16 protein-coding genes are annotated in these 14,509 nt (G+C 62.0%); 9 read left to right on the top strand and 7 right to left on the bottom strand.

Annotated elements, in window-relative coordinates:
* Positions 1-274: 274 nt before the first annotated feature.
* From FHT69_RS34105 to FHT69_RS07660, 3 genes are all read left to right on the top strand, one after another.
* A complete protein-coding gene (locus FHT69_RS34105; protein WP_028758098.1) occupies positions 275-532 on the top strand; it encodes a DUF982 domain-containing protein in 258 nt (85 codons plus the stop codon).
* Positions 533-652: 120 nt separating this feature from the next.
* Positions 653-823: a hypothetical protein gene (locus tag FHT69_RS07665; protein ID WP_164735986.1), complete on the top strand. Its 171-nt coding sequence runs from the start codon at positions 653-655 to the stop codon at positions 821-823.
* Positions 823-1,104: a hypothetical protein gene (locus tag FHT69_RS07660; RefSeq protein ID WP_028758099.1), complete on the top strand. Its 282-nt coding sequence runs from the start codon at positions 823-825 to the stop codon at positions 1,102-1,104. Before FHT69_RS07665 ends, FHT69_RS07660 begins: the two co-directional genes overlap by 1 nt.
* Before the next feature lie 173 nt (positions 1,105-1,277).
* Here the strand turns inward: FHT69_RS07660 and FHT69_RS07655 are convergent, their stop codons facing one another.
* Positions 1,278-2,774: an FAD-dependent oxidoreductase gene (locus FHT69_RS07655; RefSeq protein WP_183905148.1), complete on the bottom strand. Its 1,497-nt coding sequence runs from the start codon at positions 2,772-2,774 to the stop codon at positions 1,278-1,280.
* Between the two features lie 44 nt (positions 2,775-2,818).
* On the opposite strand from FHT69_RS07655, the gene FHT69_RS07650 reads away from it, so the two are divergent.
* A complete protein-coding gene (locus FHT69_RS07650) occupies positions 2,819-3,343 on the top strand; it encodes a MarR family winged helix-turn-helix transcriptional regulator (RefSeq protein ID WP_028758101.1) in 525 nt (174 codons plus the stop codon).
* Between the two features lie 110 nt (positions 3,344-3,453).
* Positions 3,454-3,930 carry a DUF2938 domain-containing protein gene (locus tag FHT69_RS07645; protein WP_028758102.1) on the top strand — a complete coding sequence of 159 codons (477 nt, stop codon included), beginning with the start codon at positions 3,454-3,456 and terminating at the stop codon, positions 3,928-3,930.
* 200 nt (positions 3,931-4,130) lie between these two features.
* Here the strand turns inward: FHT69_RS07645 and FHT69_RS07640 are convergent, their stop codons facing one another.
* From FHT69_RS07640 to FHT69_RS07630, 3 genes are read right to left on the bottom strand one after another with little or no spacing between them, the layout of a single operon-like run.
* Positions 4,131-4,772 carry a ThuA domain-containing protein gene (locus FHT69_RS07640; protein WP_028758103.1) on the bottom strand — a complete coding sequence of 214 codons (642 nt, stop codon included), beginning with the start codon at positions 4,770-4,772 and terminating at the stop codon, positions 4,131-4,133.
* An 18-nt stretch (positions 4,773-4,790) separates the two neighbouring features.
* The gene (locus FHT69_RS07635) at positions 4,791-5,891 is read right to left on the bottom strand and encodes a Gfo/Idh/MocA family protein (RefSeq protein ID WP_183905147.1); all 1,101 of its coding nucleotides are present in this window, start codon (positions 5,889-5,891) and stop codon (positions 4,791-4,793) included.
* 34 nt (positions 5,892-5,925) lie between these two features.
* The gene (locus FHT69_RS07630; RefSeq protein WP_028758105.1) at positions 5,926-7,125 is read right to left on the bottom strand and encodes an ROK family transcriptional regulator; all 1,200 of its coding nucleotides are present in this window, start codon (positions 7,123-7,125) and stop codon (positions 5,926-5,928) included.
* A gap of 202 nt (positions 7,126-7,327) precedes the next feature.
* Between FHT69_RS07630 and FHT69_RS07625 the strand changes: the two genes are divergently transcribed.
* The 4 genes from FHT69_RS07625 to FHT69_RS07610 all read left to right on the top strand — a co-directional run bounded on the left by FHT69_RS07625 (position 7,328) and on the right by FHT69_RS07610 (position 11,593).
* Positions 7,328-8,632, top strand: a complete 1,305-nt coding sequence (locus FHT69_RS07625) for an ABC transporter substrate-binding protein (RefSeq protein WP_028758106.1) — start codon at positions 7,328-7,330, stop codon at positions 8,630-8,632.
* 81 nt (positions 8,633-8,713) lie between these two features.
* Positions 8,714-9,652 carry a carbohydrate ABC transporter permease gene (locus FHT69_RS07620; protein ID WP_097594543.1) on the top strand — a complete coding sequence of 313 codons (939 nt, stop codon included), beginning with the start codon at positions 8,714-8,716 and terminating at the stop codon, positions 9,650-9,652.
* Complete coding sequence (locus FHT69_RS07615; RefSeq protein WP_003539503.1) at positions 9,645-10,493, top strand: carbohydrate ABC transporter permease; 849 nt, start codon at positions 9,645-9,647, stop codon at positions 10,491-10,493. The genes FHT69_RS07620 and FHT69_RS07615 overlap by 8 nt, the downstream gene beginning before the upstream one ends.
* Positions 10,379-11,593, top strand: coding sequence for an ABC transporter ATP-binding protein (locus FHT69_RS07610; RefSeq protein WP_409527527.1), 1,215 nt, complete (start codon positions 10,379-10,381; stop codon positions 11,591-11,593). Before FHT69_RS07615 ends, FHT69_RS07610 begins: the two co-directional genes overlap by 115 nt.
* A 149-nt stretch (positions 11,594-11,742) precedes the next feature.
* On the opposite strand, the gene kdgD is transcribed toward FHT69_RS07610, so the two are convergent.
* The 3 genes from kdgD to FHT69_RS07595 form a co-directional block, all read right to left on the bottom strand.
* Positions 11,743-12,669 carry a 5-dehydro-4-deoxyglucarate dehydratase gene (gene kdgD, locus FHT69_RS07605; RefSeq protein WP_183905145.1) on the bottom strand — a complete coding sequence of 309 codons (927 nt, stop codon included), beginning with the start codon at positions 12,667-12,669 and terminating at the stop codon, positions 11,743-11,745.
* A gap of 30 nt (positions 12,670-12,699) precedes the next feature.
* Positions 12,700-13,674 carry a mannonate dehydratase gene (locus tag FHT69_RS07600; protein ID WP_028758111.1) on the bottom strand — a complete coding sequence of 325 codons (975 nt, stop codon included), beginning with the start codon at positions 13,672-13,674 and terminating at the stop codon, positions 12,700-12,702.
* A 65-nt stretch (positions 13,675-13,739) separates the two neighbouring features.
* Positions 13,740-14,450 (bottom strand): FadR/GntR family transcriptional regulator, encoded by a 711-nt coding sequence (locus FHT69_RS07595; protein ID WP_132574610.1) that lies wholly within the window; start codon positions 14,448-14,450, stop codon positions 13,740-13,742.
* Between the last annotated feature and the right edge of the window lie 59 nt (positions 14,451-14,509).

The raw sequence follows: 14,509 nt of genomic DNA, 5'->3' as shown, positions 1-14,509 counted from the left end.
ATGTGAACCCGATTTTTACCATAATTGATCGATTAGTGGCTGATCGCAGGACTCTGGCGGCCGTTCAGCAGGCTTCAGGCGTTTCATCTTCAAGGACGCCGGGAGATCTGGCGGGCCGGGACACCGCAGGGCCGGGAGACTGAAGGGATGGAGAGACACGTCTGTTCCAACATCAAATCCGTGCACCACGCTTCGGCTGTACCCAGCCTGGCAACGGCACGCAAATTGCATCGCACTCATAAGCTCCACCGAAATTGGGAAAAGCTGTAGCAAAGTGAGACAGACGGCACATTTTCGACCGGTCGGCTTGGCCTCGATGGGGCTCGGTCATTATGCCGTTATCAACTCTGTGTGGGACGCCGCGCGTACGCTTTTGCACGACTGGCCCGTCGATGACGGCGAAGATTATCTCGAGGCCGTCAAGTCATGCCTGGATGCGATCATCGGCGATCTCCCGCCCGACGAAGTGCGGGCGGCATTCATCCGGGCGGCGCAGGAGGCGGGCATCGCCGTCATAGAGGCTGCGGACTGAATGTTGGCCGCGCCCAAGCCGCCAGCTTGATACGCCCGTCCCGAACCCGAAATCACCCAGCGCTTGACTTCTTCGGCCAAAGTTCTATTTTAGAACAAAACAGGAACATTGGAGATGATCATGACGCATACGGAACAGGTGATCGCCAACGCCCTTGCGCTTGTCGAAGCGTCCCGCGCAGCGCGCGAGCGGGATCAGCTGCGGCGTGCCGCCTGGCAGAAGAAGGTCGAACTCAGCCGGCCGCTGCCGCCTTTGCCGCGTCCGGTTCAATTGCCGCTGGCGCTGAACTGATGCAGCCGGCAACGATCTTGGAACCCAATCGGGCAAGCACGAAACAGGCATTGTCCGACCGAGCTGGGCCTGATCAAGCCTCCTCGGATCAAGCTTGGCCCGATCAGGCTTGGGAAGTCGAAGCCGTGCTTGCCTGGCATGACGACAATGCCAAGGCGGCGATACGCTCGCTGCTCGACGACTGCAAACATCTCCGCCAGCAACTGGCGCTGGCGGAAAGCATGATGAGCCGCGGAATGGCCCGCGGTTGGACGCCGCGATACGAGCGCGACGCCCTCTGAAACGGAGGCGATCCGGAGCGGCAATCGGCCGCGTGACATGCGCCCGTTCCGAAAAACCCGCATAGGCGTACACATCCGGCTCGTCCGCGATCGCGGTGGTTTTCCCGCAGCCGGGGCTCCGCGCCGCCTGTTATCGGACCCGGCGATGACCCCGGGCCTCTTTGAATTGGCGCCTATCCCGTCAGGCCGACATTCGCGAGATAGGCCTCCAGCGCCCACACATCTGCGGAGGCGACGATGGCGCCGACATAGCCGTCCGGACGCACGAGCACCCAGTCGCCCGCTGTGGGGGCATAGGTGTCACGGAAATGGCCGCCGTGGTCTATCAGATCGCCGCCCCGCCCGATCCGGTGGATGTGCAGGCCTGTGCGCGGCGGCAAGGCGGCTTGCTCGACTTCATAACCGAGCAGCGTCCAGTGCGCGCCCTTGAACAGCTCGAACAGACGCACCGGCTGGCCGGCGGCGCCACGCATCGGCGCATCCGGCGCACGGTCGCCCGCAAGCAGGCCGCCATGTCGCTCCGGCTTTTCCAGCGCGAAGGAGGATTCGGGGTAGCCGATGTCGAGTTGATGGACCTCGCGGCCGCGCCGCATCTCGCCGCGTTTGAGAGCGTCGAGAAGACTGGTGGCGAGACCGAGCATCGTCGCTGCGACGGGGCGGCGCTCTTCCTCGTAGCTGTCGAGCAGCGCGTCGGGGGCGCCCGCTTCGACCGCCGCCAGTTTCCATCCGAGATTATAGGCGTCCTGAACGCTGGTATTGAGACCCTGTCCGCCGGTCGGCGGATGCGTATGGGCGGCATCGCCAACCAGGAAGACGCGGCCCAGCCGGTAGCGATCGGCAAGCCTTGCATTCATGTTGAAGGCCGAAGCCCATGAGACCGACTGGACCTCGATGTCGTCGCGGCCGCTGCGCTCCTTGACTAGGGCGGACAAGCCTGCCGCGGAAAGATCGACCTCGCCTTCGAGCGGGATGGGTGCCTGGATCTGGAACAGATCCGTTCCGGCGAGCGGGCAAATCGCGATTTGCCGCTGCATGTCACCTTGGCCGAAGCGATGCCATGAGTCGCGATCCAGTCCGGTTAGAAGGACATCGGCGACGATGGCGCGCACGCCGAGCGTCTTGCCGGGAAAACCGACATCGAGCGCATGGCGCACGAAGCTGCGGCCGCCGTCGGCGCCGACCAGCCAGCGCACGCGGACGGTCTCTTCGCCGGATTGACCGCTGAGCCGCGCAGTCACGCCGGCCTCATCCTGTTCGAAGCCGATGAGTTCGCTGGCGAATTCGGGCCGGTGGCCAAGCTCGAGCAGGCGCCCGCGCATCACGCCTTCGGTGAGGAACTGCGGCACCATCAGCGGAAGATGATAGGGCTCGGCCGGCGTCGGCTCCTCACCCACCACGGCGTCGGATTCGCAGAAGCTGCCGTCATCGCGATATTCCCGCTGTCGGGGATAGGCGCCGCCGAGTGCGACGATCCGGTCGAGAATGCCGAGATCCTCGAAGACCTCCTGGGTTCGCGGCTGGATGCCCTTGCCGCGGGAACCGCGGAACGGGTCGTTCAATTTCTCGATCAGGCGGAAGGATACGCCGCGCCGCGCGAGCTCGATCGCCAGCGTCAGGCCGGCCGCACCGGCGCCCGATATCAGCACGTCGACTGTCGAATTCTCTGTCATTGTTTTCTCCATATGTGTATTATGCACATAATAGGAGAATCGGCATGGCGTCAACAAAGAATGTGCAAAATACACATATAAGCGAGAAGCTGCGCGAGTTGCATGGAGCATTGATCGAGATCGTCAGCGTCATGAACCGCCCGCAGCGCGACGAGCAGATGGTCCGCGAGGCGGGCATTTCGCTCGATCGCGCCCTGTTTCCGCTGCTGGTCACGATAGAGCGGCTCGGTCCCATCGGGGTCGTCGAACTCGCCGACCGCGCCGGACGCGACTACACCACCGTCAGCCGCCAGGTCGCCAAGCTCGAAAGCCTCGATCTGGTGGAGCGCCGCGGCAGTGCCGCCGACCGGCGCGTGCGCGAGGCGGTCATCAGCCCCAAGGGCAAGGCAATGACCGATCGCATCGATGTCGCCCGCGAGCGGATCGGCCGCGCCATCTTCGAGACCTGGGACGAGCAGGACTTCAATGAACTCGTGCGGCTCATGCGGAGGTTTGCAAAGGATATCAGCGGCGATATCGGCAGCAGCGCGGGGGAAACGCAGGGCGAGGGCGGACCGCAACCGGGTTAACCTCGGAATCCTTGCTTGATGTGGCGGTGAATTCACCGGAGCCATTGCGCCGACGCGTCTGCAATGGTTTTGTAGCCTCCTGCAATCGCAACGCTTTCCGGTGATTCCCAATGTTCGATATTCTGTGGCGCGGCCTGGTGATCGGCGCCGGCGCAACCATCCTCATGGACCTCTGGGCGATCCTGCTCACCCAGTTCGGCCAGGCGGCGCCCAACTGGGCACCGGTCGGCCGATGGTTCTGGCACCTTCGCCGCGGCAAGGTCTTTCACGACAGCATCGCCGATGCCGAGCCCTATGCCAATGAACTGGCGCTCGGCTGGATCAGCCATTACGCCGTCGGCATTCTCTATGGGGTGATCTTTGCCATCATCATGGGCTCCGCCTGGTTGGCGGCCCCGACATTTCTTCCCGCCTGGATCTTCGGCATCGTCACCGTCGGGGCAGGGTGGTTCCTGCTGCAGCCGGGCCTCGGCATCGGCTGGGCCGCCTCCAAACACCCGACCCCGAACAAGGTCCGCTGCTTCAACCTGCTGGCTCATACGGTGTTTGCATTGGGGCTCTATGGCACTGCGCTGATTATTGGGTGAGCGCGGGGTCTGCTCGCCCGATGAGATCGCCGCCTGCCCCTCATCCGGCTGCCGCCACCTTCTCCCCGCAGGCGGGGAGAAGGGGATATGTCGCAAACTCTCCGTTCCCCACTGGCCTCTCGCAGGGCACGTCCCCTCGCCCCGTTTACGGGGAGAGGGTTAGGGTGAGGGGCTGCGTCTCGGGTCCAAACCGGACAACCTTACCGCGCCGCCCAGTTGGCGCCGCGGCGGAAGATGGTCTTCATCTGGGGCACGTCGAACTCCTTGGCCTGATGGCCGAGCGAGGAATAGAAGACGCGGCCCTTGCCGTATTTCCGTTTCCAGACGACCGGCATGACGACGCCGTCGATCCAGTAGGCGTGCTCGCCGGTGAATTTCGTCGTCGCCAGAACCTCGTTCGAGGGGTCGACATGCATGTAATATTGCTCTGACGTATAAGGGAAATCGGCGATCCCTTCGACGAGAGGGTCGTCGGGTCGGGTGATGTTGACGGTATAGTCGATGATGTTGCCGGGGTGAGCCACCCACTGGCCGCCGATGATGAACTGATAGTCGACGGAATCGCGGAAGGCATCGCCCGCACCGCCGTGATAGCCGGCAATGCCGACGCCGCTTTCGATTGCCGCGGCGAGGTTCTTCACCTCCTCCTTCTCGATCTTCGACATCGTCATGATCGGCACGACGAGGCTGAGATCATGGACGGAAGGATCGGCAAGAGCCTCGGTGCCGTGTTCGAGATAGACCTTGAAACCGTCTTCCTCGAGCATGGTCTTGATGATTTCGGCGCATTCCTGCGGCTCATGCCCGCTCCAGCCGCCCCAGACGATCAGTGCTTCACGCATAGTCTTTCCTCCTGAAACTTATTTCGCCAGTCGTCCGTCGACGATGGAATCGGACAAGGGGGCAGGGCGCTCCGTTGCCGTGGTGATCGCCACTGTCCGGCCGGTCGCGGCTGCGGTATGGAACGCTTCCATGACTTCGAGCACATGCAGCGCCAGATCGCCATTGGCCCGATGCGGCCGGTTGGAGCGGATCGCATGCGCCATGTCGGCGACGCCGAGCGAGCGATAATTGCCGTCGGCATAAGGCGCTGTGACCGGCTGGTCCTCGAACGAACCACCCTTCTTCAGATATTCCACCGGGCCGGCGAACTTGTTCGGATCGGGCACAAGAAGCGTGCCCTCCGTTCCGTAGATTTCGAGCGGCACATGCTTGTGGCCGGCGACATCGAAGCTCATGGCGATCTGGACGACGGCGCCGTTGGCAAAAGCCATCATGCCGGCAACATGGGTCGGCACATGCACGGGAATGCGCTCGCCATTGCGCGGTTCGCTTGATATCAGCCGTTCCGATCGCGGCGTCGTCGCAAAGCCTGCAACCTGCGCAACAGGTCCGAGAAGATTGACGAGATCGGTGATGTAATAGGGGCCCATGTCGAGCATCGGCCCGCCGCCGACTTCGTAAAAGAAGGCCGGGTTCGGATGCCAGCGCTCATGGCCCGGGCACATGAAGGTGGCTGAGCCGCCGACCGGCTGGCCGATGACGCCCTGGTCGATCAAGGCGCGGGCCGTCTGGTGGCCGCCACCGAGGAAGGTGTCGGGAGCAGCGCCGATGCGCAGATTCCTGGCCTTGGCGGCCTCCGCCAATTTTTTCCCTTCCGCGAAATTAATCCCGAGCGGCTTTTCCGAATAGGTGTGCTTGCCGGCCTCGAGCGCCTGCAACGCCACCGCAACATGGGCCTTCGGGATCGTCAGGTTGACAATGATCTCGACCTTGGGGTCGGCGAAAAGCTCCTCGACCGATTTGACGGGAACGTTGAATTCCGCGGCTTTTGCTTCCGCCAGCTCCCGGTTGAGATCGGCGACGCCGCGGATGTCCAGGATAGGGAAGGACGCCATCGCCGTGAGATAGGCGCCAGAAATATTGCCGCATCCGATGATGCCGATACCGACTTTGTCCATGAATTCCTCCATTCAATCTTGATTGTGCCGCCCGTCAGAGCGCCGGCCCTGTCGTGTTCCAGGGCGATTCGTAGAGTTCGTAGAGCGCCACCGCAGCCGCACCCTGCGCCCAGAAATCATCGCTCGAATCGTCGAAGACGAGTTCGCTCACGCCGCGCAGCGACGGCGGAATGGCGAGCGCATAGGCATCGCGCAGGCTGTTGAGGAAGGGTTCGCCGAGCGCCAGGCTCGATCCCACAAGAATGACCCGCGGCGGCGCAAACAGCGTGACGATATTGGCAATCGTCAATCCGACCGCTTCGCCGGCGCGGATGGCGGCGCTGATCAGCCGGTCGTCATCGGCCTTGATCAGGGCCTGGGCATGGTTCATGCCGCGACCGAGGCGGATCGCTTCGGCAAAACGCCCGTCGGCCTGCTGTTCGCCGAGGATGGCACTTTCGCCGGCCTGGCTGAAAAGCCGCACGACGCCATTCGGCCCCATGCCGAGCACGAGGTCGCCGAGATTGTGGCTGAGACCGCCGGCGCCGCGAAACAGGCTGTTGCCGTGCAACACGCCGAGCCCCAGCGTCTGTTCCAGCGAAATCAGCACCATATCCTCGAGATCGCGTGCCTTGCCGAACCAGTGATGGCCAAGCGTGATGGCATGGGCGTCACTTTCGACAATGGTCGGCGTCGAAAGCCGCGCCGACATCTCGGCGGCGAAATCGACATTGGTGTCGCGAAAGATCGGGCTGCTTCTGATGTAGCCGGTGCGGTGCTCGATGACGCCGGGAAAGCCGAGGCAGACGCTGTCAACATCCTCCAGCGACAGCCCGGCATCGACGACGCAGCGCCTCACTCCATCCTCGACCAGATCGGCGATGACGCCGATCGGCTGCCGGTCGATGCGGATCGGCAGAGCGAGCTTCGACAGCACGTCGCCGCGGAAATTGGTGACGACGAAGACCATCCGGTTGGCGGCGATCTTGGCGCCCACCACGCGGGCTGCATCGGGATTGAGTTCCAGCATCACCCGCGGGCGCCCACGCACAGCCTCGTTGCGGATATCGCCTTCATGACGCGGCAGGATCAGCCCGTCGTCGAGCAGCGAGGCGGTGATGGCGGAAACGGTCGTGGTGGAGAGTTCGGTACGCTCGCTGATCTCGATACGCGAGATCGGACCATGGCGCCGGACGGTATCGAGCACGTTCAAGCGATTGATCGCGCGCATTAATTCTGGATCTGCGGTCTTCATTGGGTCTAGCCAGGCGATCGTTTCGTTGGGTCGGGACCCAAATATTTTTAACGGGTTACGAAATAAATAGCGGGCAATTCGGCGGCTCTGTCAAGCGCATTTGATAAAAATACAGGCATTGGGTTGACATTGCGTCAAAGCTCCGTTGAATTAATCCGCATAGGGGAAAAATTGTGAGGACAGGCCCCTGGGAGGAAAAATCATGAATTTTATGTTGAAGAGCGCCGGTCTCGGCGGCAGACGCATCGCATCCATGGCCGCGGCCGCCGGCATGTTGCTGGCCGGGGCAGGTGCGGCCTCGGCGACGACGGTGGTCAAGTGGCTGCATCTCGAGCTCGACCCCAAATACGTCGCGGCCTGGGAAGACATCGTCAAGAAATACGAAGCCCAGCATCCCGACGTCGACATCCAGATGCAGTTTCTCGAAAACGAGGCCTTCAAGGCCAAGCTGCCGACCTTGCTGCAGTCCGACGACGTGCCGGATTTCTTCTTCAGCTGGGGCGGCGGCGTCCTGAAGCAGCAATCCGAGACCGGCGCGCTCCAGGATGTGACAGCGGCACTCGATGCCGATGGCGGCAAGCTGCGCAGCGCTTATAGCCCGGCTTCGGTCAGCGGCCTGACATTCGACGGCAAGACCTGGGCCATTCCCTACAAGGTCGGCCTGGTCAGCTTTTTCTACAACAAGGAACTGTTCGCCAAGGCCGGGGTGAAGGCCGAGGACATCAAGAACTGGGCTGATTTTCTGGACACAGTGAAGAAGATCAAGGCGGCCGGCATCGTGCCGATCGCCGGCGGCGGCGGTGAGAAGTGGCCGATCCACTTCTACTGGAGCTATCTCGTCATGCGCGAAGGCGGCCAGAAGGTCTTCGAAGCGGCCAAGACGGGACAGGGAGAAGGTTTCCTCGATCCGGCGATCATCAAGGCTGGTGACGATCTTGCCGAACTCGGAAAGCTCGAACCTTTCCAGCCCGGCTATCTCGGTTCGACCTGGCCGCAGGCGCTCGGGGTTTTCGGTGACGGCAAGGCAGCGATCATCCTCGGCTTTGAAAATACCGAGGCCAATCAGCGCAAGAATGCCGGCGACGGCAAGGGCCTCGCACCCGACAATATCGGCCGTTTCGCCTTCCCGGCGGTCGATGGCGGCGCCGGTAAGCCGACCGATACGCTCGGCGGTCTGAACGGCTGGGCCGTCACCAAGAAGGCCTCCAAGGAAGCGATCGATTTCCTCGCTTTCCTGACGAGTGCCGACAACGAGCGGGCGATGGCCAAGGCCGGCATGTTGCTGCCCGTTGCCGTCGGCGCCGGTGACGGCGTCACCAACCCGCTGCTTGCCGAATCGGCAAAACAGCTTGCCGGCTCGACCTGGCATCAGAACTATTTCGACCAGGATCTCGGCGCGGCCGTTGGCCGTGTTGTCAACGACGTATCGGTGGAAATCGTCTCCGGTCAGATGAATTCCAAGGACGGCGCCCAGATGATCCAGGACGCTTTCGAACTGGAACAATAACCAGCGCCTGCAGATCCTCCCGGCGCTCCTGTTGAAAGCGGGCGCCGGGATTGCTGCCGACGAGATGCGAAAGCAGGAACCATGGCCAATATCTCAGTCCCATCGATAACGACGGCCGCAAGGCCGGCAAGAAAAGCCGCAAACAGCAGGAGTTCGGTCGCCCATGACCGGCTGACGGTGCTTTTGATCTTTTTGCCGCCGGCGCTGCTGCTTTTCACCCTCTTCGTCATCATGCCGATGGGCGAGGCGGCCTGGTACAGCCTCTACAAGTGGAATGGTTACGGCACGCCGACCGAGTTCATCGCGCTGCGCAATTTCCAGGTTCTGTTTCGAAATGCGGCTTTCACCCAGGCGTTGGTCAATAACGGCCTGATCATCGTCATCTCGATCTGCATCCAGGTGCCGCTGGCCATCTGGCTGGCGACCATGCTGGCGCACCGCATTCCGGGTGTCGTCGGCTTCCGCCTGATCTTCTTCCTGCCCTATGTGCTGGCAGACGTTGCCGCAGGCCTTATCTGGCGCTTCGTCTATGATGGCGACTATGGCCTGTTTGCCGCCGTTTCCAACTTCTTCGGCTTCGCCAACCCTTACGTGCTCGCCGACAAGGACGTGGCGATCTATGCCGTGCTTGGGGTCATCGTCTGGAAATATTTCGGCTTCCACATGATGCTGTTCATCGCCGGCTTGCAATCCGTCGACAAAAGCGTGCTGGAGGCCGCCGAAATCGACGGCGCCACCGGCTGGCAGAAGTTCCGCTACGTCACCCTGCCGCTGCTCGGCTCGACCTTGCGTCTTTCGATCTTCTTTGCCGTCGTCGGTTCGCTGCAGCTCTTCGACATGATCATGCCGCTGACCGGCGGCGGGCCGTCCAACTCCACCCAGACGATGGTCACCTTCCTCTACACCTATGGCGTCATGCGCATGCAGGTCGGCCTCGGCAGCGCCGTCGGTGTCGTGCTCTTCGTCATCTGCGTGACGCTCGCCTTCGGTTACAAAAGGATTTTCATGCGCCATGACTGATATGAGCTCTTCCATCCGCATGAGCACGTCCACGCGCGTCTATCTCTACGTGTCGCTGAGCCTGATTGCCGCGATCGTGCTGGTGCCGCTGCTGACGACCGCACTCGGCGGCTTCAAGACGCTGGGTGACCTGCGCACCAATCCCTTCGGCCTGCCGACGGAGTGGCAATGGGCGAACTATACCGATATTCTTTTCGGTGAGCGCTACTGGCTGCAGATCGGCAATTCGCTGGTGATCGCGTCGCTCACCGTCCTCCTGACGCTGATCGTCTCGTCGATGGCGGCTTTCGCCTTTGCCCATGTCCGGTTTTTCGGATCGTCGTTCCTGCTCAATTATTTCCTGCTCGGCCTGATGTTTCCCGCGGCGACCGCGATCCTGCCGCTCTTCATCCGCATCCGCGATCTCGGCCTGCTCGATACCTATTGGGGCGTGGTGCTGCCGCAGGTGGCCTTCGGCCTTGGCATGAGCATCCTGCTGTTTCGAAACTATTTCCGCAACCTTCCGGAAGAATTGTTTCAGGCGGCCTTCGTCGACGGTTGCGGCTATCTCCGCTTCTTCTGGCATATCTCGCTGCCGCTTTCCCGGCCGATCGTCGCCACCGTCAGCATCATTTCCTTCGTCGGCAGCTGGAACAGCTACATCCTGCCGCTGATCATGCTGAACTCGGAATCGAAATATCCCTGGCCGCTCGGCATCATGGTCTATCGCGGCGAATACGGCACGGAATGGCAGCTGGTGCTGGCCTTCATCACGCTGACCATCCTTCCCACCATCATCGTCTTTTTCGTCGCCCAGAGACACATCATCGCCGGTCTGACAGCCGGCGCCGTCAAGTCCTGAGCCGAACCACCATTGGAGCTGCAATCATGGCATCCGTTGAACTCACCGATATCAGCAAGACCTATGGCGCCGTCGACGTCATCCACGGCATTTCGCTTCATATCGAGGATGGGGAATTCGTCGCCCTCGTCGGGCCGTCCGGTTGCGGGAAATCGACACTGCTGCGGATGATCGCCGGCCTCGAGGAGATCACCGATGGCGAGATCGCGATCGGCGGCAAGGTCGTCAACGCCATGACGCCGCGCGAACGCAACATCGCCATGGTCTTCCAGTCCTATGCGCTCTATCCGCACATGACCGTGGCTGAAAACATGGGCTTCAATCTGAAGCTCGCCGGCGTTGCGAAACCCCAGATCGAGCTCCGCGTCGCCGAAGCCGCCCGCATGCTGGATCTCGCCGAACTCCTCGACCGTAAGCCGGCCCAGCTTTCCGGTGGCCAGCGCCAGCGCGTCGCCATGGGCCGCGCCGTCGTGCGCAATCCCGCCGTCTTCCTGTTCGACGAGCCGCTGTCCAACCTCGATGCCAAGCTGCGCGTGCAGATGCGCTCGGAAATCAAGACGCTGCACCAGAAGGTCAGGACGACCTCGATCTACGTCACCCACGACCAGATCGAAGCGATGACGCTGGCCGACCGCATCGTCGTGCTCAATCAGGGCAGGGTGGAGCAACAGGGCACGCCGCTCGAACTCTACCGGAAGCCCGCCAATCTCTTCGTCGCCGCCTTCATCGGATCGCCGGCGATGAACATGCTGGACGGCACGGTCGACGGCGAAAACGGTGAACCCGCCGCCCGCCTCGAGGACGGCACGGCAATCCGCATCGCCCCCGACCGCAAGGTCAGACCCGGCCAGGCCATCACGATCGGCCTGCGCCCCGAGCATCTCGTTCCCGGCATATCAGCCGGCACGCCGCTCGCCGGCCGCACGATGCTGGTGGAACCCACCGGCGCCCAGACCCATGTCGTCTTCGACCTCGCCGGCCAGCAGGTGACCGCCATCGTCGACGGCGAATATCCCGCCCGTTACGGCGCCGTCTTCGAGGCGAGTATTACGAGTGACCAAGTGCATGTCTTCGATCGCGGCACTGGTGTGGCGCTGTAGCGAATCCTCGGCCCAGGAGATCGCCGATAGCAGCCCCTTGCACGTTCAATTTGCGCTGATTGTTGGATGATCGGTGCGCACTCCGGCGGATGGCGATCCACCGGAGTGCGGACGGCCGGGACGTCCCGGCCGCCTGCTGCCGCGATATATTATTCCGCCGCAATCCGTTCGACGCCGTTGGCCTGCACGATCTTCTCCAGCCGCGCGAGCTCGTCCGGGGTGAGATCCGTCAGAGGCGGCCGCACAGGCCCCGGATTCTGCCCGAGCACCCGGAGGCCGGCCTTGATGATCGAGACGGCGTATCCCTTCTTGCGGTTGCGCAAGGCGACGAAGGGGAAGAAGAAGCTCTTCAGGATCTCGTCGACGGTCGCCTGATCGCCGGTGCGCAAGGCGCCGTAAAAGCGTTGGGCCAGTGCAGGCACGAAGTTGAAGACCGCGGACGAATAGGTCGTCACGCCGGCGGCAAAATAGGCTTGGGCATAGACCTCGTGGGTCGGCATGCCGCCGACATAAACGAGACGGTCGCCGAGCAGGGTGGTGATCTCAATGACCTTGTCGACATCGCCGACGCCGTCCTTGAAGCCGATCAGGTTCGGGCATTCCTCCGCCAGGCGCGAAATGCTTTCGGCCGAAAGAATGGCGTTGTCGCGGTTATAGACGATGACGCCAATGCCGACCGACTGGCAGACCGCCTTGACGTGGGCAATCAACCCGGCCTGTTCGGCAAACATCAGATAGGGCGGCAACAGCAGCAATCCGTCCGCGCCGGCCTTCTCGGCCGCCTTTGCGATCTCGATCGCCAGCGACGTGCCATAGCCGGTTCCCGAGATGATCGGCGTCTTGCCCGCCGACGCCTTGGCGGCCCGGACGACCTGTGGAATCTCGGCGGGATTGAGGGAGAAGAACTCACCGGTGCCGCCGGCGGCAAACAGCGCGGCCGCGTCATATCCTGCAAGCCACTCGACATGACGGCGGTACTTGGCTTCGTCGAACTTGAGTTGATCGTCGAAATGCGTCACCGGAAACGAGAGGAGACCACTGCCGACGGCCTTCTTCAATTCAATCGGGTTCATCATGAATTCCTATTCTTGACCTGTTGAAAATAGTCAGGCGCTTTCGAGCGCTTGCAGAAGTGCCGCGATATAGCCGTAGCAGAAGGCAAAGGCGGTGGCGGAAGGGTCCTTGCCGCTGACGGTCGGCACATGGTCCGGCATCAGCATGTATTTGAAGCCGACTTCCTTGTAGATCCTGACCGAGCGAACCATGTCCATGTCGCCCTCATCCGGGAAGGTCTCCATGAACGAAAGCTTGCCGCCGCGAATGTTGCGGAAGTGAACATTGAAGATCTTGCCGCGCTGGCCGAACCAGCGAATGATGTCGTCGATCTCTTCGCCCGGATTTTCGAGCATCTCGCCGACTGAGCCCTGGCAGAAATTGAGACCGTGATACGGGTTTTCCCGCATCAGCACGAATTTCTTCAGGCCTTCCACCGTACCCAGCACCCGCGTGACGCCGCGGTAGCCCGGCGGCGTATAGGGATCGTGCGGATGGCAGGCGAGCCGGACACGGTTGCTTTCGGCAACGGGAACGACGCGTTCGAGGAAATAGTCGATCCGCTCCCAGTTTTCGTCTTCGGAGAGAACGCCGGCAAGGCCGGGCGCGGCCTGCTGGTCCGTCTTCTCCCAGCGGAAGCTGGCGTTCAGCGAGCCGCCGCGTCCCGGTTCGTCCGGCGTGCGCGGAATGCCGATCAGATTGAGATTATATTTGACGGCGGGAATGCCGGCTGCGGCGACATTCTCGATCATCTTGCAGACGGCGTCGATCTGTCGGTCGCGATCAGGTCCGGCGAGCAGGATATCGGGATAGGACGCCTTCTCGATCGGCTGCGAGGGCAGGGGCAACTGGATCATGTCGAGGATCAGGCCGAAGCTCTCGACCTTGTCGCGATGCCGCTCGATGTCGGAAAGTGTCCAGCTGCTCGGCTTTCCCGGCGGGTCGGCACTGATATGCTTCACGCCCAGTTGCGCGAAGATGCGATAATCGTCGTCATCCCGCGCGGCCACCTGTGTTCCCAGATACATTTGAGTCTCTCTCGAAATTGCACAATGTCATATGACATAATATGAATTTTGGAGAGTGTCGAGCCCTATTGCTGCTCGGCGAGCATGCGGTAGCGGCGTTGGCTGGCCATCAGATGCGCGCGCATCGCCTGGCGAGCGCGTTCCGGATCCTGATCGGCGATGGCCGACAGGATTTCGACATGTTCGGCATAAACCTTTTGGAGATAGTCTCGGTCATTGGCTTCGGGCAGCGTCGGAAACTGTCCGCGAGGGATGGCCCGGGCGCCGAAATGGCGCAGCACGTCGACATAGAATCGGTTGTTGGTGGCAGCCGCAATCGCCATGTGGAAGGCGTAATCCGCCTCCACCGTCTGCTGTCCGGTTTCGATGAGTTGCGCCATTTTGCGGTTGGCATCGCGGATCGCAGCCTCCTGCTCGGCTGTGCGGCGATAGGCGGCGATTGCGGCCGCTTCACCTTCGGCGGCCATGCGAAACTCCAACAATTCCAGGGTTTCTGGGATGCTTTTGATTTCCACCGGCGTCAGTGACAGGACCGAATGCGTCTTCGGATCCGCGACAAAGACCCCCTTGCCCTGGATCGGCTTGACGAAGCCTGCTGCCCTCAGATCGGCAATCGCCTCGCGCACCACGGTGCGGCTGACGCCGAATGTCGATTCGAGCTGCGGCTCGGTCGGCAGCTGGTCGCCGACCCGCAGCTTCCCCGTCTCGATCTGTGCCCGCAGTTGATCGATGACCTGCTGCGCCAGTCTTTGCCGACCACGGCCGAGTGTTGTCATAGTCCGTTCCCCAATCCCTTTGCATCAAGTCTCCCGCTCGGGTCTTGCAAATCATATCA

The organism is Rhizobium sp. BK008 (assembly GCF_014197345.1).
Taxonomy (GTDB): domain Bacteria; phylum Pseudomonadota; class Alphaproteobacteria; order Rhizobiales; family Rhizobiaceae; genus Rhizobium; species Rhizobium anhuiense.
This window is presented reverse-complemented; position numbering and strand designations above follow the sequence as displayed.